At 70.2% G+C, this 18,307-nt stretch carries 16 protein-coding genes; 12 read left to right on the plus strand and 4 right to left on the minus strand.

From position 1 onward, the window contains the following. Nucleotides 1-58: 58 nt before the first annotated feature. From fabG1 to NAM01S_RS35920, 4 genes are all read left to right on the plus strand, one after another. A complete protein-coding gene (gene fabG1 / locus NAM01S_RS06485) occupies nucleotides 59-781 on the plus strand; it encodes a 3-oxoacyl-ACP reductase FabG1 (protein ID WP_084482554.1) in 723 nt (240 codons plus the stop codon). A gap of 114 nt (nucleotides 782-895) precedes the next feature. Continuing rightward, entirely contained in the window at nucleotides 896-1,732 is an 837-nt protein-coding gene (inhA, locus tag NAM01S_RS06490) for an NADH-dependent enoyl-ACP reductase InhA (protein WP_067780885.1), read from the plus strand. Nucleotides 1,733-1,753: 21 nt separating this feature from the next. Then, nucleotides 1,754-2,818: a ferrochelatase gene (locus NAM01S_RS06495; RefSeq protein WP_067780886.1), complete on the plus strand. Its 1,065-nt coding sequence runs from the start codon at nucleotides 1,754-1,756 to the stop codon at nucleotides 2,816-2,818. Nucleotides 2,819-3,019: 201 nt separating this feature from the next. Then, entirely contained in the window at nucleotides 3,020-3,442 is a 423-nt protein-coding gene (locus NAM01S_RS35920) for a hypothetical protein (RefSeq protein ID WP_067780889.1), read from the plus strand. Nucleotides 3,443-3,611: 169 nt separating this feature from the next. On the opposite strand, the gene NAM01S_RS06505 is transcribed toward NAM01S_RS35920, so the two are convergent. From NAM01S_RS06505 to NAM01S_RS06520, 4 genes are all read right to left on the minus strand, one after another. Further along, nucleotides 3,612-4,838 (minus strand): cytochrome P450 family protein, encoded by a 1,227-nt coding sequence (locus tag NAM01S_RS06505; protein ID WP_067780892.1) that lies wholly within the window; start codon nucleotides 4,836-4,838, stop codon nucleotides 3,612-3,614. 10 nt (nucleotides 4,839-4,848) lie between these two features. Then, nucleotides 4,849-6,123 (minus strand): cytochrome P450, encoded by a 1,275-nt coding sequence (locus tag NAM01S_RS06510; RefSeq protein WP_067780895.1) that lies wholly within the window; start codon nucleotides 6,121-6,123, stop codon nucleotides 4,849-4,851. A gap of 330 nt (nucleotides 6,124-6,453) precedes the next feature. Continuing rightward, nucleotides 6,454-7,266: an Rv1486c family protein gene (locus tag NAM01S_RS06515; RefSeq protein ID WP_067780898.1), complete on the minus strand. Its 813-nt coding sequence runs from the start codon at nucleotides 7,264-7,266 to the stop codon at nucleotides 6,454-6,456. A gap of 130 nt (nucleotides 7,267-7,396) precedes the next feature. Further along, nucleotides 7,397-8,221, minus strand: coding sequence for a DUF3097 domain-containing protein (locus NAM01S_RS06520; RefSeq protein WP_067780901.1), 825 nt, complete (start codon nucleotides 8,219-8,221; stop codon nucleotides 7,397-7,399). A gap of 51 nt (nucleotides 8,222-8,272) precedes the next feature. Between NAM01S_RS06520 and NAM01S_RS06525 the strand changes: the two genes are divergently transcribed. The 8 genes from NAM01S_RS06525 (at nucleotide 8,273) to asnB (ending at nucleotide 18,305) form a co-directional block, all read left to right on the plus strand. Beyond that, complete coding sequence (locus tag NAM01S_RS06525) at nucleotides 8,273-8,704, plus strand: NfeD family protein (RefSeq protein WP_067780904.1); 432 nt, start codon at nucleotides 8,273-8,275, stop codon at nucleotides 8,702-8,704. Further along, entirely contained in the window at nucleotides 8,704-9,966 is a 1,263-nt protein-coding gene (locus NAM01S_RS06530) for an SPFH domain-containing protein (RefSeq protein WP_067780906.1), read from the plus strand. Before NAM01S_RS06525 ends, NAM01S_RS06530 begins: the two co-directional genes overlap by 1 nt. A gap of 168 nt (nucleotides 9,967-10,134) precedes the next feature. Next, nucleotides 10,135-11,442, plus strand: a complete 1,308-nt coding sequence (locus tag NAM01S_RS06535; RefSeq protein WP_067780908.1) for an ABC transporter substrate-binding protein — start codon at nucleotides 10,135-10,137, stop codon at nucleotides 11,440-11,442. After that, nucleotides 11,439-13,244 (plus strand): ABC transporter permease family protein, encoded by a 1,806-nt coding sequence (locus NAM01S_RS06540; protein WP_067780911.1) that lies wholly within the window; start codon nucleotides 11,439-11,441, stop codon nucleotides 13,242-13,244. The genes NAM01S_RS06535 and NAM01S_RS06540 overlap by 4 nt, the downstream gene beginning before the upstream one ends. After that, complete coding sequence (locus NAM01S_RS06545) at nucleotides 13,241-14,914, plus strand: tetratricopeptide repeat protein (protein ID WP_067780914.1); 1,674 nt, start codon at nucleotides 13,241-13,243, stop codon at nucleotides 14,912-14,914. Before NAM01S_RS06540 ends, NAM01S_RS06545 begins: the two co-directional genes overlap by 4 nt. Nucleotides 14,915-15,048: 134 nt before the next feature. Further along, entirely contained in the window at nucleotides 15,049-15,408 is a 360-nt protein-coding gene (locus NAM01S_RS06550; RefSeq protein WP_245909964.1) for a hypothetical protein, read from the plus strand. A gap of 210 nt (nucleotides 15,409-15,618) precedes the next feature. Then, complete coding sequence (locus tag NAM01S_RS06555; protein ID WP_067780920.1) at nucleotides 15,619-16,434, plus strand: CorA family divalent cation transporter; 816 nt, start codon at nucleotides 15,619-15,621, stop codon at nucleotides 16,432-16,434. A gap of 128 nt (nucleotides 16,435-16,562) precedes the next feature. Then, complete coding sequence (gene asnB, locus NAM01S_RS06560) at nucleotides 16,563-18,305, plus strand: asparagine synthase (glutamine-hydrolyzing) (RefSeq protein ID WP_067780923.1); 1,743 nt, start codon at nucleotides 16,563-16,565, stop codon at nucleotides 18,303-18,305. The last annotated feature ends 2 nt before the right edge of the window (nucleotides 18,306-18,307 follow it).

The following is an 18,307-nucleotide window of genomic DNA, read 5'->3' on the forward strand; positions in this document are numbered from 1 at the left end:
CACAGGGTTGCGGTGCCCGGAGCCCGGCGTACGAACCCGAACAGATAGGTTGATGCTTATGTCGAACATCACATCCCGGTCGGTCCTGGTGACCGGTGGCAACCGTGGCATCGGACTCGCTGTCGCGCAGCGCCTGGCAGCCGACGGCCACAAGGTGGCCGTCACTCATCGCGGATCGGGGGCGCCGGACGGACTGTTCGGCGTGAAGTGCGATGTCACCGACAGCGCGTCGGTCGACGCCGCGTTCGCCGAGGTCGAGGCGCATCAGGGCGCCGTCGAGGTGCTCGTCGCCAACGCGGGCATCGTCGACAACACGCTGCTCATGCGGATGAGCGAGGAGCAGTTCACCCGCGTCATCGACGCCAACCTGACCGGCGCGTGGCGCTGCGCCAAGCGCGCCAACCGCGCCATGCTGCGGGCCAAGTTCGGCCGGATCATCTTCCTCGGTTCGGTGGTCGGCCTCGGCGGTGGTCCGGGCCAGGTCAACTACGCGGCCTCCAAGTCCGGCCTGATCGGCATGGCGCGTTCGATCACCCGCGAGATCGGTTCCCGCAACATCACCTCCAACGTGGTCGCCCCCGGCTTCATCGAGACCGACATGACGCGCGAGGAGGTCACCGAGGAGATGCGCGAGGTGGTCCTGAAGTACGGCGTGCCCGCAGGCCGTCCTGGCCAGCCCGAAGAGGTCGCCGCGGCGATCAGCTTCCTCGCCTCCGACGACGCCTCCTACATCAACGGCGCGGTCATCCCGGTCGACGGCGGCATGGGCATGGGCCACTAGTACTTTCGTTCCCGGGCACGCTGCCCCGAACACCGCGGCGCCGCGCGCCGGGACGATGTCCCGCGCGCGGCGGGGCGACAACTCGACTTTCAACTTCAGGAGAACCGAGAACTCATGGGCGGACTGCTCGAAGGCAAGACCATCCTGGTCACCGGCATCATCACCGACGCGTCGATCGCGTTCCACGCGGCCGCGGTCGCGCAGGAGCAGGGCGCGAAGGTCGTCATCACCGGCATCCCGGAGCGGCTGCGGCTGATCGACCGGATCGCGAAGCGGCTGCCCAAGGAGGTCCCGCCCGCCATCGGGCTCGACGTCACCAGCGAAGAGGATCTGGCCGGGCTGGCCGACAAGCTGCGCGAGCTGGCGCCGGAGGGCATCGACGGCGTGCTGCACTCGATCGCGTTCGCGCCGCGCACCCTGATGGGTCCGGAGGCCCGTCCGTTCCTGGACGGTCCCGGCCCCGACGCCGCCAAGGCGTTCGAGATCTCCGCGTGGAGCTACGCCTCGCTGGCCCGCGCGGTGCTGCCCGTCATGAACGAAGGCGGCTCCATCGTCGGCATGGACTTCGACCCGCGCACCGCGATGCCGTACTACAACTGGATGGGCGTGGCCAAGGCGGCGCTGGAGTCGGTGAACCGCTACGTCGCCCGCGAGGTCGGCGTCGCCAAGCGGGTCCGCTCCAACCTGATCGCCGCGGGCCCGATCAAGACCCTGGCCGCCAAGGCCATCGCGGGTACCGCCACCGACGACGCGGCCAAGCTGAACCAGCTCAACACCTACTGGGACGGCGCGTCGCCGATCGGCTGGGACGTCGACGACCCGACCGTGGTCGCCAAGTCGATCGTCGCGCTGCTCTCGGACTGGCTGCCCGGCACCACCGGCTCGATCATCTACGTCGACGGCGGCGCAAGCCACAACACCTGGTTCCCGGAGAACATGCCCGTCAACTGAGTTCGTAACGGAGGAGATGCCGTGGCACCGGCCGTCGACGCACTGCTGCTGCTGTCCTTCGGCGGCCCGGAGCGGCCCGAGGACGTGATGCCGTTCCTGGAGAACGTCACTCGGGGCCGCGGGGTGCCGCGCGAGCGACTCGAAGAGGTCGCGCAGCACTACCTGCACTTCGGCGGGGTGTCGCCGATCAACGCGCTCAACCGCGACATCATCGCCGCGGTCCAGCGCGAATTCGCCGCCGCCGGAACGGAACTGCCGGTGTACTTCGGCAACCGCAACTGGCATCCCATGGTCGAGGACACCGTCGCGCGGATGGCCGCCGACGGTGTCCGCACCGCGCTGGTGTTCCCGACCTCCGCCTGGGGCGGCTACTCCGGCTGCCTCCAGTACCACGAGGACATCGTCAGGGCGCGAACGGCATTCGGCGACGACGCGCCGGAACTGGTGAAGCTGCGCCAGTACTTCGACCACCCGCTGCTGATCGAGGCGTTCGCCGACGCGATCCGCGCCGCGGTGGCCGAGATCCCCGCCGAGCGCCGCGACGAGGTCCGCTTGGTGTTCACCGCGCACTCGATCCCGGTATCCGCCGACGCCACCGCGGGCCCGCCCGCTGAGGGCGGCGGACTGTACAGCCGCCAGGTCGCGGAAGCGGCCCGGTTGTGCGCGGCCGCAACCGGATTCGGCGACTACGACCTGGTCTGGCAGTCGCGCTCGGGCCCGCCGCAGGTGCCGTGGCTGGAGCCCGACATCGTCGACCACCTCGAGGAGCTGTTCGGCAAGGGCGTAGCGGCGGTGGTGGTCTGTCCCGTCGGTTTCGTGTCGGATCACCTCGAGGTCATCTGGGATCTCGACAACGAAGCCAAGGCCAAGGCCGCCGAACTCGGCATGGCCTTCGCCCGCGCCGCCACCCCCGGCACCGACCCGCGATTCGCGCGACTGGTGGTGGAGCTGATCGGTGAGCACATCGGCGGCGTCGCACCGCGCCGGCTCGGTGCGGTGCCGGGTTACGGCTGCACCCGCAACGGGGAGCCGTGCGCCGTCGGTTGCTGCGCACCGGCCCGCGGCGGGCGGCCCGCGCGGAACTGAGTTTCGATCGCTGGCGACAATGCGTTGTACGCGGCCGCATTCGGGTGCGCGATGGGGGTGCGAGGCGTCTTCCTAGAGCGGCGGCGACGGCGAACGGCTCTGGCCCACACCGGTTTCGGAGCGGCCCAGCCCCTGCGGTAGCATCGGAGCCCGGCCTTCGGGAGGAGGGCCGACCGTAACTCGTATCGGGGAGGCCCTTTCGTGTATCTAGATCTGCTCGCCAACGCCCATCTCCAGGCGGACGGCGCCGTGTGGATGTCGGCGGCGGATTCCTTGGAAGCCCGTCGCGGCGGGGGCGGCAGCAGTGGCGGCGACGTCGATGTCGAAGTCTCCGAATACGTCATGTGGATCATCCTCGCGATCGTGGTGATCGTCGTTCTGGTGCTGGTGATCCGCTACTTCAGCAAGAAGGGCTCCGAAACCCCGCCGCCACCACCGCAGCAGCTGCCGCAGTATCCGCAGCAGCAGTACGGGCACCAGCAGCCCTACGGGCAGGCGCCCTACGCGCAGCAGCATCAGCAGGCGCCGTACCCGCAGCAGCAGCCGCATTATCCGCCGCAGTACCCGCAGCAGCCGTACCCGCAGCAGCAGTACGCCCAGCAGCAGTACCCACCGCGCTACTGACAGGGAATCGGCGCGACTGCGCCGGTGACGCCGTGCTCATCGGTGTCCGATGTGACTGCCCGGCAAGAGGATTCGCGGTTCGCGGGTCCGTTCGGAACCCGCCTCTCGATGGGGGAGCAGTCCCGCGCTCGGGGTGGGTGAATCCAATCCACCCCGAGCGGGTCGAAATCTACTGCGCCGCTTCCAGATACACCGGCAGCGTGCGATGCCCGTTGGAGACGAAGCTGCCCACCGGCAGCAGCTCCGCCGGATCGACGGCCAGCCGCATGTCCGGGAAGCGCTGGAAGATCGCGGGCAGCGCGATCTCCGCTTCCAGCCGGGCAAGGGGAGCGCCGAGACAGTGGTGCGCGCCGTGGCCGAACGCGAGGTGTTCCTTGTTCGCTCGGCGCACGTCGAACTCGTTCGTGGTCGCGCCGTGCACCTTCGGGTCGCGGCTCGCCGCGGCGTAGGACGCCAGGATCGCCTCACCCTTCGGGATGCGGATGTCGCCGATCTCGATGTCCTCCACCGCGTAACGCAACGGCAGATGCGCGACGGGCGACTCGTAGCGCAGCGTCTCCTCCACCACGTCCGACCACGGCACCCGGCCCGCGACGACGTCCGCGCGCTGGCTCTCGTGCGTGAGCAGTGCGAAGATCGCCTGGTCGAGCAGGTTGACCGTGGTCTCGTGCCCGGCGTTGATCACCAGCATCAGGGTGTCGACGAGCTCCTTCTCGGTGAGCTGGGAGCCGTCCTCGTCGCGGGTGGCGATCAGCACGCTGGTGACGTCGTCACCGGGGTTGTCCCTCCGGTGCGCCACCAGCTGGCTGACGAGCCCGTACATCTCCATGTAGTTCGCCACACCTTCGTCGGGACCGAGCGAGGTGTCGAAGAATCCGTCGACGCACTTGCGCAGCCCGGGGCCGAGGAACTCCGGAACCCCGAGCAGCTCGGTGATCACCTGAATCGGCACCGGGTAGGCGAAACCCTCACGCAGATCGGCGGATTCGCCGCGCGGGGTGGCGGCGAGGGCGTCGAGCAGCTGGGTGGTGATCTCCTCGATCCGCGGTCGCAGGGCCGCGGTGCGCCGATGGGTGAACGCGGGCGCGACCAGTTTGCGCAGCCGGCGGTGGTCCGGGCCGTAGGCGGTGAACATGTTGTCGACGGCCACCCACGGATGCAGCGGCCACGCCTCGGTGATCTCGCCGTTGATGAACGCGGACCAGTGCTGCCGCGCGTCCTTCGAGACCCGAGGGTCGGCCAGCAGGCTCTCGAGCACGGCGGCGTCGGTCACCGACCACGCGGGCACGCCGCCGGGCAGCTCCACCAGCGCGGCGGGACCGCGCTCGCGGATCCGTGCGGACTCGCCCTGGATATCGGCGCCGGTCAGATCCAGGACTATCGGTTCGTACTCCATCGGTGGCTCCTTACACCAGATTCAACGGAGGGGATGGGGGAAAGACGACCGGTAGCGCCGTCATGGCGCGGTGGAAAGGCCCTGGCCGCCAGGTCAATTCGGTGGCAGGCACGGCGAGCTCCAGCTCGGGCAGCGCGTCGAGCAGCTGATCGATGGCGTCCTGCACCACGAGGTACGCCACCGACCGCGCCGGGCAGGCATGCGGTCCGGCGCCCCACGCCAGGTGCGATCGGTTGCCCGTGCGGTCACCGCCGCGCACGGCGGGATCGTTGTTGCTCCCGGCGAGGCTGATCAGGACCGGCTGGTGCGCGGGCAGCCAGGTGTTGTCGATCAGGATCGGCTGGCGCGGGTAGGTGATGGAGAAGTTCGCCATCGGCGGGTCGTTGAACAGCACCTCGTCCAGCGCGTCCCGGGTGGACAGACTGCCGCCGAGCACGTGTCCGCCGAACCGGTCGTCGGTGAGCATCAGCAGCAGCGTGTTGGTGATCAGGTTCTGCTGCGGTTCGATTCCCGCGCCGTAGAAGCTGATCAGCTGACAGAGCATCTCCTCGTCGTCGAGCTTGGCGGGATGGTGCGCCAGTCGCGAGGTGACGTCGTCGCCCGGCTCCGCGCGCCGCAGCGTGATCAGCTCCATCAGCGCGGCGCTGAGCATCTCCATGCCGCGCGCGGCCTCGACGGTGTCGAAGAGCATCGCCATACCGGTCGCCACGCGCTGGCCCAGCTCGGCCGAGCAGCCGACCATCTGGTTCAGCACCTCGAACACGAGCGGGAAGGCGTACTGGGTGACCAGATCGGCCGAGCCCGCCTCGCAGAAGGTGTTGATCAGCGGGATGGCGATCTGCTCGACGGTGGCGTGCAGCGCGTGTAGGTCGATGCCGTCGATGCTCGCGACGTAGGCCTGCCGGTAGCGCGCGTGCACCGCACCGGCGTTGCGCAGCGCGTTCGGGTACCACTCCATCATCGGTTTGACGGGGCAGTCGTCCGGAATGTCCTTCTGCCACATCCGCGGGTCGGCGGGGAAGTGGTCCGGGTCGTTGAGGATGCGCAGTGCGGTGCTGTACCCGACGATCAGCGTCGCGGGTACGTTCGGCGCCAGTTCGATGGGGACCACCGAACCGTACTTGCGGCGCATGTCGTCGTAGGCGCCGTGCGGGTCGGCGGCGAATTCCGGCGCGTGCAACGGGATCCGGGGGCCGTCGGTGCCGATCGGGGATCCGTGCTGGACCGGGCAGACTCCGGGGGCGGTGGCGTGCGGCGCGGTGACCGCGGACTGTGACGTGGTCAAAAGACGGTACTCCAGACGAGGGACATGAGCTCCGCGTCGAGGGCCGGAACTCGGCTGGGGCGTACCGTGATTCACCAGGGCCACCGCACAGTGCCTGCCGGACAGGCGATCTGGGCTGCGACCACCGTCGATCCGGACAAGCTCTGACCAAGCGTCCAGAACTCGACAACTCGCCCACGTTAGCAGTTGGGTGTGAGGTCATCTGTCGATGTGGCGAAAATTGGTTAGCACACGGAAGTAACGCGCGTCCGAAAAGGCCTGTTCACCGCGGGGTGTGCGGCGCTGCGAAAGGGCGCTGAGATCGACCGTGTTTCGTGGGGGCGGCGCGAACTAGTTCCCGCGCGCGGCCGCGTGCACCGCGACGAGCCGGGCCGCGCGGATCGCGTCCCACAGCGGGCGCAGCAGCGTCTCCTGCGCGCCGATGGCGCTCGCGGAGGTCGGTGCGGACGCCGGTTCCCGTTGCGCCACCGTCAGTATCGCGGCCACGTGGTCGGCGGTGTCGAGAATGCGCTTGGCGCGCAGCGGGATCGAGTCCGGGTAGTCGTGCCTGGCGTAGTCGGCGAGCTCGGCCTCGATGAGTTCGCGCGGATCGGAATCACCGGCGTCGACTGCGGTGGTGTGCAGCTGCATGAGCGCGTCGGCGGCGTCGCGAACGGCCTCGCGCATGGCGTATTCGGCCTCGCCGAGCGACATGTCCGGGCCGGGGGCGGGCGGGATCGGGGTGCTGTAGAGCGTCCATTGCAACGTGTCGTCGTCGGGCCACCGCGGGATCAGCCCGGTGCCCTCGGTACCCGGCACGCCGACGAGCAAGCCCTCCTCGGCCTCGATGGCGTCGGCGCTGAACACGGTGCCGGGCGGTAGTCCGCGCACGTCGCCGGGGACAGGAAGCACGAGGCGCAGCTGCGCGCCTGGCTGGGCCATGGCCTCGCGAATGACCTTGAGCAGCGCCATGACACCGGATCCGGGCAGCGTGGTGCGCGAGGACCACGGCAGGTCGGTGCGCGCGCCGGTCATCGGGTCGCCCGCCGCGATGGTGTGCCGCGGCGCCCACGCGTGCAGCGCCTCCAAGACGTCGTCGGGCGCACTGCACCCGGCCAGCCAGGAGCCGGCCCACACCGTCAGCGTGGCACTAGGAGAGCACATAATTATCGAGCATAAACGCTTCGGGCTACCGGCGGGCATCGGCGCACGAGCCCTCGTGAGCTGCGCGCACCCGCCGATTCGGCGCCGCGGGACGGCGCCGCATCCACCGGTCGCGCGGCGGGTGGAGGGGCTACTCCGGTCCGGTGACGAAGTCGATCAGGCGTTCGACCGCGCCGATGAGCGGCGCCTCCAGATCGCGGAAGGACTCGACCGCGTCGTAGACCCTGCGCCACCCGTCCTGCGGGGTGCCCCAGCCGAGGCGACGGCAGACACCGGTCTTCCAATCCTCGCCGCGCGGCACCTCGGGCCAGGCGTCGATGCGCACCGCCGCGGGCCGCACGGCCTGCCACACATCGATGAACGGGTGCCCTGTCACCAGCACGTGCGGGCCGAGACCGGTGGTGAGCTGGGTTTCCTTGGAGCCGGTGACCAGGTGGTCGACCAGCACGCCGACCCGGCGGCCGGGACCGGGCTCGAACTCGGCCAGCCGCGCGGCAAGATTGTCCAGTCCTTCCAGGTGCTCGACCACCACGCCCTCGACCCGCAGATCGTGCCCCCACACCCGCTCCACCAGGGCGGCGTCGTGCACACCTTCCACCCAGATCCGGCTGGCCTTGGCGACCTGGGCGCGCAAGCCCGCCACCCGTGTGGAGCCGGAGGCGGACCTGGTCGGCTGCTTCGGCGCGGCGACCGCGGGGCGCACCAGGGTGACCGGCTCACCGTCGATGAGGAAGGCCGCCTCCCGCATCGCGAACAGCCGCACCGCACCGCGCGCGTCCTCCAGCTTGACGAACTCGCCGTCGTAGCTGCGATCGAATCCGACCACGGCGCCGCAGAATCCGCTGGCCGCGTCCTCCACCACGAGGTCGCGGTCGGCGGTCACCTTCGGCACCGCCCGCTTCTTGGTTCTCTCGTGCCCGGCGAAGATGTCGCCGTACCTGTCGCGCGTACCCACTCGCCCGAAACTACCGGGTCTCGAACCGATCTTGCGGTTAGAGTGGGTTGCGTGGCCGCAATAGCTTGGCTGGTCGCGGGCATCCTGCTCGTGGCCGCAGAGATGCTCACCGGGGACCTCACGCTGCTGATGATCGGCGTCGCGGCCCTCGGTACGGCGGGGGTGAGCGTCGCGGCGGACACCTCGCTGGTGGTGGACGCGGTGGTCTTCGCGGTGATCACCGCGGTGCTGATGCTCGGGGTGCGGCCGGTGCTGCGCCGCAGGTTCGGCACGCCGCCGCCGATTCCGACGAATGTCGATGCGCTGCCGGGGAAGTCGGCCCTGGTGCTGGAGGAAGTCGCCGCCCATTCCGGCCGGGTGAAGCTGGGTGGCGAAGTGTGGACCGCGCGGCCGATGAACCCGGACGAGGTGTACGAGCCGGGCGCGACCGTGTACGTCATGAAGATCGACGGCGCGACGGCCGTCGTCTGGAAGGGGCCGTAATGGCTGTACTGATCGTCGCCGCCGTGCTCGTCCTCTTGGTCGTGGTGGTGGTGTTCAAATCGATCGCGCTGGTGCCGCAGGCCGAGGCGGCGGTCATCGAACGGCTCGGCAGGTACTCGCGGACGGTGTCCGGTCAGCTGACGTTCCTGGTGCCGTTCGCCGACCGGATCCGGGCCAAGGTGGACCTGCGCGAGCGGGTGGTTTCCTTCCCGCCGCAGCCGGTGATCACCCAGGACAACCTGACGTTGCAGATCGACTCGGTGGTGTATTTCCAGGTCACCAGCCCGCAGGCCGCGGTCTACGAGATCAGCAACTACATCGCCGCTGTCGAGCAGCTCACCGTCACCACGCTGCGCAACGTGGTCGGCGGCATGACGCTGGAGGAGACGCTGACCTCCCGCGACCAGATCAACAGCCAGCTGCGCGGTGTGCTCGACGAGGCCACCGGACGCTGGGGCCTGCGCGTGGCGCGCGTCGAGCTCAAGGCCATCGATCCGCCGCCGTCGATTCAGGAGTCGATGGAGAAGCAGATGAAGGCCGACCGCGAGAAGCGCGCGATGATTCTCACCGCGGAAGGCACCCGCGAGTCGCAGATCAAGACGGCCGAGGGCGCCAAGCAGGCGCAGATCCTGGCCGCCGAGGGCGCCAAGCAGTCCGCCATCCTCGGTGCCGAAGGTGAACGGCAGAGCCGCATCCTGCGCGCCCAGGGTGAGCGCGCCGCCGCCTACCTGCAAGCCCAGGGCCAGGCGAAGGCGATCGAAAAGGTCTTCGCCGCAATCAAATCCGGCAAGCCGACGCCGGAACTGCTTGCCTACCAGTACATGCAGACGCTGCCGATGGTGGCCCGCGGCGACGCCAACAAGGTGTGGCTGGTGCCGAGCGATTTCGGCAAGGCGCTGGAAGGTTTCGCCAAGAGCTTCGGCTCGCAGGGCGAGGACGGCGTCTTCCGCTACGAGCCGCCCGCCGACGACTCGGCGCCGCCCAAGGTCGAGGACGATTCCGATGTCGCCGACTGGTTCGACACCGCCTCGGATCCCACCATCGAACGAGCCGTCCGCGCGGCGGAGGCCACCGCGCGCCAGCCCGTCGAGGGCCTGACGCCCACCCCGCCGCAGCGTTCTGTCGAGCCCTCGCCGCACCAGCAGGTCGTTCCGCCCACCGAGTCCGTTCCCGCGCAACAGCAGCCGCCGCAACCCCCGGCCTACCGCCCGGACGACCCGCACGGCCGCCCGTGGCAGCCGCCGGAGAACTACCGGCAGTAGATCGTTGCGGCCCCGCCCCGCCGCTCACCATCGAGCGGCGGGGCGGTTCGCGTGATGCGAGTGCCCAAGGAATCGGGGGCAGTGCGGGTTTCGGCGTGTTCGGCCGAAAACGTCCGGCGCCACGGATAATCGGTGCGTGCCTGTGTGCGGACGGACATCCGGGGGACCATGCTGACACGGAAGGCGTTGCTGCGGGCGGTGTTGGTCGCGCCGCTGGCGGGCTGTGGCACGGGTGTGCTCGGCACACCGGGCGCGGCGCGTATCGCCGTGTCCTGGAGCGGTTCCGAGCTCGCGGCCTTCCGCGCGGTGCTCGACGCGCTGCACCTGTCGGGCTCGGTCGACGTGATCCCGCTCGGCGACGAGATCGAGACGGCGCTGACCGGTGGACGGTCGGCACCGGAACTGGTCATGCTGCCGCAGGCGGGGCGAGTGCGCGAGCTTGCCGAGGACGGCATACTGCGCGACGTTCCCGAATCGCTGTGGCTCGACGAGGTCGAGAAGCCTTGCTATTCGGGGGTCTGGGCGGAACTGCTCTATCACGACGGACGTCCGTACGGGGTGCCGTTCAAGGCGGCCGACAAGTCGATGATCTGGTTCGATCGGGAGTCGGCGCTCGAGTGCGAGGTCGGCACCCCGGCGCTGTGGACGCTGGATTTCTGGCTCGACCGCATCGAGTTCCTCGCCGGGAAGGACCGGCGGCTGCTGGCGCTGGCCGCGGCGGACGGGTGGGCGCTGACCGATCTGTTCGAGAACCTGCTGTACGCGCACGACCCGGAAACCTATGCGGCGCTTGCCGCGCACGGCGCGACGGCGGTGTGGGAGAAGGACGCGGTGCGTGCCGCCCTGCACCTGCTCGGCTCGTGGGCGGCGAACCCAGCGGCCTTCGCAGGCGGGCTCGGCACCGCCCTGACCATGCAGTTCTCCGACGCCGTTCGGGAGGTGTTCGAGCGCAGGCGAGCGGTGATGGTGGTCGCGCCCGATTTCGCCGAGCCGGTCGTGCGCAAGGCCGTCGTGCGATCGGGACGCAACCCCGCGAAGGTGGTCGGGGTGGCGGCGTTTCCCGGTCTCGCGCCCGGCGGACCGCGCCCGCGCATCCTCGGCGGCGACGTCCTCGTGCTCACCCCGTCGGCGGACGACGGCGCGAAACGGGTACTCGCCGCGCTGGCCGCGCCCTCGGCTCCGCTGCCGTGGATCAACGGCTTCCACGGTTTCCTCGCGCCGAACACGCGGACCGACGCCGCGTATTCGCCGTTTCTGCGGCCGTCGGCCGAACGGCTCGGCGACACCGCGATATTCGGCCCGCGCGACCAAGTGGTGTTCGACCTGTCGGACCAGATCGGAGCGCTCGGCGGACGAAACGGGTTGTGGCGCATACTCACCGAGTTCCTTATCGCTGTCGACGGTGACCCGTTCGGCATCGGTCCCGCGGTGAACGACGCGGTCTCGGCGCTGGCCGACCTGGCGAGAACTCGATGACGACGCCACCCGGATTCCTCAGCCACGGACTGCGTCTCGAGCTCGCCACCCGGCGCATGCGCGGTGCGTTGATCGGCGGACGCCAGCCGTGGCGCGGCTGGGGATGGGCGCGGGTGGCGCCCGCGTGGCTGCTCGCGGCGCTGTTGCTGCTCGCCTCGGGCTGGACGGTGGCGACCGCCGGGATGCGGGTCGGTGCGCCGCTGTCGCTCGTCCTCGTCGGTGCCACGGTCCTGATCGCGGCGCGACTGTTCCCGTCCGGGACGCCGCGGGTCGTCGCGATAGTCGTCGCCGTTGTTCTGCTGTTGTCCGGACCGCTGCTGTTCGTGGCCGCCGCGAGCGCGGACACCCTGGCCGTCTACGGACGGACGATGCTCTTCGTGCTCGGCGGATTCGCGCTCATGGCGGCCGCGCTGTTCACCGCGTGGTGGAGTCGCGGCGTGCGGTGGCTGTGGCTGCCGCTGGTCTTGCCGTTCGGCGTCGCTGCCTTCGTCTCGGGCCTGGCGTTCCGGGTCATGTTCGAAGCGGCGGTCCCCGAGAGCGATGTCGCCACGTTCCAGACCGGTTACCGCTGGATGCCGCTGATGGCGTTCTGGTGGACTTGGTTCGGCTTCCTCACCGGCATGTTCTCCGCTGGCCTTCGGGCGATCGAGACCGATTCCGTGCGCTGGGGCTATCTCAACGGACCCACCGGTCGCTTCCGTTTCGTGTGGATGGCCTGGCGCGGAGTGCGCCTGGTGCACCCGGTGGTGCTGATCGCCGGAATCGCCGCGGTGGTCGCGGCGGCCAGGGTGTTCGATGTCATCCTCATCGGCATTCCCGCCGCCTACCAGTACGACACCGACAGCGCGACGGTGCGCTGGTGGCGGCTGGCGACCACCGACAGCACCGCGGCCGAGGTCGCGATCTACTCGGTGCCGTTGGCCGTCCTGGTCGGCGTCTGCGCCTTCGCGCTCGGCAAGACCGGCGGTCGGCGCGAGCTTCGCTTGCCGCTGCGCCCGCGCTCGCACGAACCGCAGGCCGCACGGCGGCCGGGCAGGCTCGTCGTCGGTTTCGCGGTGCTGATGGGTTTCGTCTCCGTCGCGCCGCTACTGATGCTGGCCTGGGTCTCCATGCGAGGGCCGGATGGTTTCGGCTGGCCCGCGATCGGCCGGGTCTGGGAGGCCGGTCTGCCCTCGACTCTGGGAGTGACCGCTCTGGTGGCGACGGTCGCGACCGTGCTTGCGGTCTCGGCCGCGCTGCCGGTCGCGCGGTGGCTGGCGGCGACGCCGTCGGACACGGTGCGCGTTCGTCTGGTCATGGCCGTGCTGGTTGCGCTCGCCGTGCTGCCCGCCCAGATGTATCTCGGGCCGATCGACGAGGTGAGCGAAGCGCTGGAGCTGTCGGCGACGCAGTACCCGCTGATGCTGGTCCACGGTGCCGCGGGGCTGCCGGTCAGCGTGCTGATCCTGCGCGGCGCGATGCGGGCGGCCGAGGAGAACCCGGGTTCGGCCCCGCTGCACGGGCTGGCCAGGCCCGGCGCCGTGGCGCGACGACTGTGGGACGGGGCGGGGCGCGCCGTGGTCACCGCGGCGGTGCTGGAGTTCGTTCTGGTGTGGAACGACTTCTTCGTCAGCCTGATGATCAGCGGCGCGGGCGCGAGCCCGTGGTCGCTGCTGCTGTGGGGCGAGGCCCGCCAGTACGAGGAGAACCTGCCGCAGCTGGCCGCCGGAGCGCTGGTCTTCGCCATCGTCCCGGTCGCGTTGTTGCTCGCGACCTGGCGTCGATTCCTGGTGCCGGGGCTGACCGGGGGAGCGTTGCGATGATCGGACCGGACGGCGCGCCGCCGCCTTCGCCAGGGATCGCCGCGCCGCCACCTGCCCTGCTGCGTTTCCGGTTCGGCGGTGGCGCGTTGGCCGCGGCCGTGCTGCTCGGACTGGTCATCAACATCGTGTCCAGCCTGTTTCTGGAGCGCGGTGTCGGCGTGCTGCTCTCCGTGGGTCTGCTGGTGGTCGCGCTGCTCGCCGTGCTGCTTCTCGTCGGCCGGTGGCTGCGGGCCGAACGGCGCAGGCTCCGCGAAAGCCCGCACACCGCAAGGGAACTGGAACTGCTCAGCGATTTCGACGACGCGCGGACGCCGATCGGCGCCAACCCGACCGCACCGGCGCCGCCGCTGACGGCGGTGTCCGACGCCACCCACGAGGAGGCGGCGGTGCTCGGAGCGCTACCGGTGCGCGAATACAGCGCGGCCGCGCTGCTGGCGGTGCTCACGGCGATCCTGGACGCGCCTGCGCGCGACCCGTCCGACGGAGCGCCGCCGCGGACGACCGCCCCATTGCTGCTCACCGAGCTGATCGAGAAGCGCTTCGTCGAAGTGGCGGGGGCGCGGCGGTCCGGAGTGCAGCAGTACTGGGTCGTCGCGGTGCCCGGTACGTCCAGCGCGGCCGACGCCAGGGCCCGACTTCGGTGGAGCGCCGCGATCACCACGCTCGTACGGCATCACGCCGACCGTGCCGAACGGTGGTCGATCGGGCTCGGGACGCCGCGTTTCGCCGCAGCGGGGCGCGGCTGGTTCGAGGCCGAGGAACCGTTCCTGCGGCGATTGGTGACCGAATGCGCGTCGCTCGGCGCTCGGCTGCCGAGAACCGCGGTGCCCAGCCTGATTCGCATCGGTGACGCGCTCGACGTCTGGCACGCGCGGACCGGCGGGCACGACAGCGAACTCGCCGAGAAGCTCTCCGCGCTGCCCGATCTGGACGCGCTCGGCGCCCACGGAGCACAGGTCCTGTTACGCGCGGATCCGCAGGCCCCACCACCGCGCCGCAGCGGCGACCGCGGTCGCTACGCCGACCTGACGGCGCGCTACGAGCACGCGAAGGCGCTAGAGACGCTGGCGGATCCGTCGGCGACGTCCGCCGCGGACCTCGAGCAGGCGCGCGGGCGACTCGAGCGGGTCTGGTGGCTGCTTCCGCGCGAGGACATCCCCGGCGAGGTCTGCGCACTGATCAATCTCGGCGTCGTGCTGCTGCGTCAAGGTCTGCTCGACGACGCGCAGGACCGCTTGGAGCTCGCCGAGGCGCTGACCAGGCAGGGCCGCGACCCGGACGGCCGCGCCCACATGCACGAGATCCTCGGCCACGTCTGGTGGGCCCGCGGCGAGGCCGTCCGCGCGCTGCGCTGCTGGCGGCTCTCGCTCACCGCGTACCGCGCGCTGCGTGACGATCACGGAATCGCCCGCTGCCTCCAACATCTCGCCGCCGCCGTGATCGCCGATCCGCACTGCGCCGACGACGTGCTCGGCCACGACCCCGCCCTCCCACCCGGCCACGCGGTCGAACAGGCGACCGGCTGGCTGGCCGAGGCCCAGGCGCTGTATCCGGGCGCGCGGGCGGCGAATCACTATCGGGCGCAAGCGCTCCTGGCGTGCGGTGTTTCGCCGCGCCAGGACATCGATCGGTGGCCGCTGCCGCTCGAGGAGAACGTGCCGAGCCACTGAACCGCCTGCTCGCCCGGAGTCGTACGGACGGTCGTCGGGCGCGGCTCACCCGCGGATTCAAAATGTTTGCTGAAAAGTTGCGGTTATAGACCCGCCGGGCTACGGTTCAGCCAGTCGTTCACGCGATTCCTCTGATGGATACGAGCTTTTACCGGGAGATCGGAATGCAGAACCGGCCTGTAGCCGAGTCATTGCCCGCACTGCGTGCCGACGATCTCGCGACGAAGGAGTTCGACCGGGACGGCGTGCGGGTGTCGGTGGTGATCGGCCGTCCGGTGCAGTTCCCCGGCCGTGCCGGATGGCGCTGCCGCGTTCGGGTCGAGCGGGGCTCGCGGCTCGAACAGTCGCAGGTCGTCGCGCCGACCGAGCGCGAGGTTCTGCGCCTGGCCATGGATTTGGTCACCGGCAGACTGGAACTCACCCAGGCGCAGTTCCTCGACGGCGCGGCCGTGCGCACCGAGGCGCTGCGACCGCTGCTCGACCCGGATCGGTGACCATCGCGGACAACACGAAAATACGTGCGGCCCCGGCGAATACGCGTCCGGAGCGTGGGGAACCGCACAGTCGCCTCGATTGACGCGGCCCGAGACGCGGGTTACTAATGGACGGTGGCGCGTCTCGCGCCACACAGCAGCCTGACGAGCGAAGCGGGGTGAGCGGCGGATGCCGGATGCCACTATCGGAACGCCGATCGAGAGCGCGAGATGACCAGCTCGCTCGGCACGCCCACCGACCGCTTCGACACCGAAGTGCTCGGTCTGCACTGGATCCCGCTGTCGGCGTCCGACGAGGACACCGCGGCCGTGTTGCGCGAACGCCTCGGCATCGACTTCGCCCGTAGTCTCGAACGGATTTGGGAGGCGGGCGATTTCGTCTATCTTCCGGTGGCGGCGACCTACCTGCGCGGCGACGCGGTGCGGCGCGAGACGATCGTCTTCGCGCTCGGCGGCGATTTCGTGGTCACCTCTCAATCCGCCGAACCGTTCGCGCCGTTCGACCGCGCCGTCGCCGAGATGGGCCGCCGACCCGTCCTCGCCGGTTCCCCGCACGGCGTGCTCTACGCTCTGCTGCGCTCGCTGAACGAGTCCGCCGAGGGCGTGCTCGGCCGCGCGCGGTCGGGGCTGGACGGTCTCGCTCGCGAGCTGGACACCGCCGTCGACGGCGGCGTCCGCGAGGCCGCCGACCTGCGCGCCGCGGTCGCCGACCTGGATGCCGCCGAGAACGCCGTCACCCTGGTCAGGGAGACCCAGCGCGATCTCGCACGCGCGACCCGCCGCCTGCTCGCCGAGCACGGCGACCGCGCGGAGGAGCTGAGCGGCGCGATCGGCCACCTGCTCGCCGACATCGAGGACGTGCGCCAGCGCGCCGTCGCCGAACACGACCGGGCCCGCTACCTCCAGCACTCGCTGCTCATCCGCCTCGAGTTGCGGCAAGCCCGAACCGTCAAGATCCTCGCCCTGTCCGCCGCGCTCCTTTCCGTGGCCCTGCTCGCGCTCTGCTACCTCGTTGCCCTCGCCTGACCGGGTCGCCGACGCCCGCCCCCGAAAAACCCACTCTCGCAGCCGAATCGAAAACGTGATCCGGCCATGGCCGACGCGCCTCCGGGTAGTATTCGACAGACCCGCGGGTGGGAAGAACGGAGCGGGCCATGTGTGGAATCAGTGGCCACCTGGCCAGATCGGGCTTCCCGTCGCGCGCCGACCTCGTCGAGACGATGACAGGCGCGCTGCGCCATCGCGGACCCGATGCCACGGCGATGTATGCCGACGGCCCGGTGACTCTCGGCTGCACCCGGCTGGCGATCATTGATCCCGGCGGCTCCGCGCAGCCGCTGCGCAGCGCCGACGGCGAGCTGGTCCTGATCGCGAACGGGGAGATCTACAACTTCGCCGAGCTGCGCGACGGCCTGCGGCGGCGCGGTCATGTCTTCACCACCGACGGTGATTGCGAAGTCATCCTGCACCTCTACGAGGAGCACGGCGACCGCGCCGTCGATCACCTGCGCGGCATGTTCGCCTTCGCCCTGTGGGACGGACGGATCGGTCGGCTCACCCTGGCCCGCGACCGGATGGGGGAGAAGCCGCTCTATTACACGGAACGGCCGGACGGACTGTTGTTCGCCTCCGAGGCGAAGGCGCTGACGGCCGCGGGCGTGCCGGTCGAACTCGATCACGGAAGCGTCGCCGACTACTTCCGCCTCGAGTACGTGCCGGAGCCGCGGAGCATGCTGCGCGACGTACGGAAAGTCCCGGCCGGACACGTCGTCACCGTGGACGCCCGTCCCTGGCGGGTGCGGTCGCGCGCCTACTGGCGGCTCGAGGACGCGGAGCCGATCGAGGGGTCGAGCGCCGATACCCTCGGCGCGATCCTGGCCGAGCTCGCTCCGCTGGTCACCAGAACGGATCAGCCGCTGGGCATATCGCTCAGCGGCGGCCTGGATTCGAGCGTCGCGGCCGCGCTCGCGGCCAAGTTCTGCGCCGCACCGGTGCGGGCGTTCTCGGTGGGTTACGCGGGACGACCGGCGAACGACGAGCGACACCACGCCAGGGAGCTGGCCGCCGCGCTGGGCATGCCGTTCCACGAGATCGAGATCGGCGCCGCGCGGGCGACCGCCGATCTGCCGCTCGTCGTCGCGGCGCTTGACGATCCGATCGCCGATTTCGCGGGCGTCTGCTACCACGCGGTGATGCGCGCGGCGGCCGAGGCGGGCGTGCGGGTGATGGTGCAGGGTCAAGGCGCCGACGAGCTGTTCTGGGGTTACGGGTGGGTGCGCGAAGCCGTCGCGCGCAGCGAGGCGTGCGGGAATCTGGTGTTCTACGAACTCGATCCGGATTTCCGGGAGGCCGAGCGGGTGGCGCCGCGGTACTTCGGCGAAGCGATGCGCGACGCGGCGCCAACCGGTTTCGCGCTGTCCGGCGACCGGACCGACATCGATCTGACCCGGCTGATCGTCGGAACCTATTTGCGGGAGAACGGAATCGCCCAGTGCGACCGGCTCAGCATGGCCAACTCCGTCGAGTTGCGCCTGCCCTTCGTGGACCACCGTTTGGTGGAGGCGGTCGTCGGCCTGCGCAGAACTCGACCGGACGATCGGGACCCGCCGAAGCACCGGCTCAGGGAGGTGGCGCACGCGTACTTGCCCGCGCATGTCGCCGACCGACCCAAGCGCGGCTTCTCGCCGCCGCTGCGCGAGTGGCACGCCGCGTACCTGCGACGCTACGGTGACCTGCTGCCCGGCGGCGAGTTAGTGCGCCGCGGCATCCTGACCGAAGCGGCGGCCCGTCGACTGTCGGTCGCCGACTTCCCACCCGGCGCGGGCTCCCCGTTCTCGTTCAAGGCCTTGATGCTCGAAATGTGGTGTCGGCACAACGTCGCTCGCGCGAGGAGATGATT

It is taken from the genome of Nocardia amikacinitolerans NBRC 108937 (assembly GCF_001612615.1).
GTDB classification, from domain to species: domain Bacteria; phylum Actinomycetota; class Actinomycetes; order Mycobacteriales; family Mycobacteriaceae; genus Nocardia; species Nocardia amikacinitolerans.

What these genes read in the sequence shown, in the direction of transcription:
- fabG1 (WP_084482554.1), top strand. Translation starts at nt 59, where the DNA reads ATGTCGAACATCACATCCCGGTCGGTCCTGGTGACCGGTGGCAACCGT.
- NAM01S_RS06540 (WP_067780911.1), top strand. Translation starts at nt 11,439, where the DNA reads ATGACGACGCCACCCGGATTCCTCAGCCACGGACTGCGTCTCGAGCTC.
- NAM01S_RS06535 (WP_067780908.1), top strand. Translation starts at nt 10,135, where the DNA reads ATGCTGACACGGAAGGCGTTGCTGCGGGCGGTGTTGGTCGCGCCGCTG.
- NAM01S_RS06515 (WP_067780898.1), bottom strand. Translation starts at nt 7,266, where the DNA reads ATGTGCTCTCCTAGTGCCACGCTGACGGTGTGGGCCGGCTCCTGGCTG.
- NAM01S_RS06550 (WP_245909964.1), top strand. Translation starts at nt 15,049, where the DNA reads ATGGATACGAGCTTTTACCGGGAGATCGGAATGCAGAACCGGCCTGTA.
- inhA (WP_067780885.1), top strand. Translation starts at nt 896, where the DNA reads ATGGGCGGACTGCTCGAAGGCAAGACCATCCTGGTCACCGGCATCATC.
- NAM01S_RS06505 (WP_067780892.1), bottom strand. Translation starts at nt 4,838, where the DNA reads ATGGAGTACGAACCGATAGTCCTGGATCTGACCGGCGCCGATATCCAG.
- NAM01S_RS06530 (WP_067780906.1), top strand. Translation starts at nt 8,704, where the DNA reads ATGGCTGTACTGATCGTCGCCGCCGTGCTCGTCCTCTTGGTCGTGGTG.
- NAM01S_RS06545 (WP_067780914.1), top strand. Translation starts at nt 13,241, where the DNA reads ATGATCGGACCGGACGGCGCGCCGCCGCCTTCGCCAGGGATCGCCGCG.
- NAM01S_RS06555 (WP_067780920.1), top strand. Translation starts at nt 15,619, where the DNA reads ATGACCAGCTCGCTCGGCACGCCCACCGACCGCTTCGACACCGAAGTG.
- asnB (WP_067780923.1), top strand. Translation starts at nt 16,563, where the DNA reads ATGTGTGGAATCAGTGGCCACCTGGCCAGATCGGGCTTCCCGTCGCGC.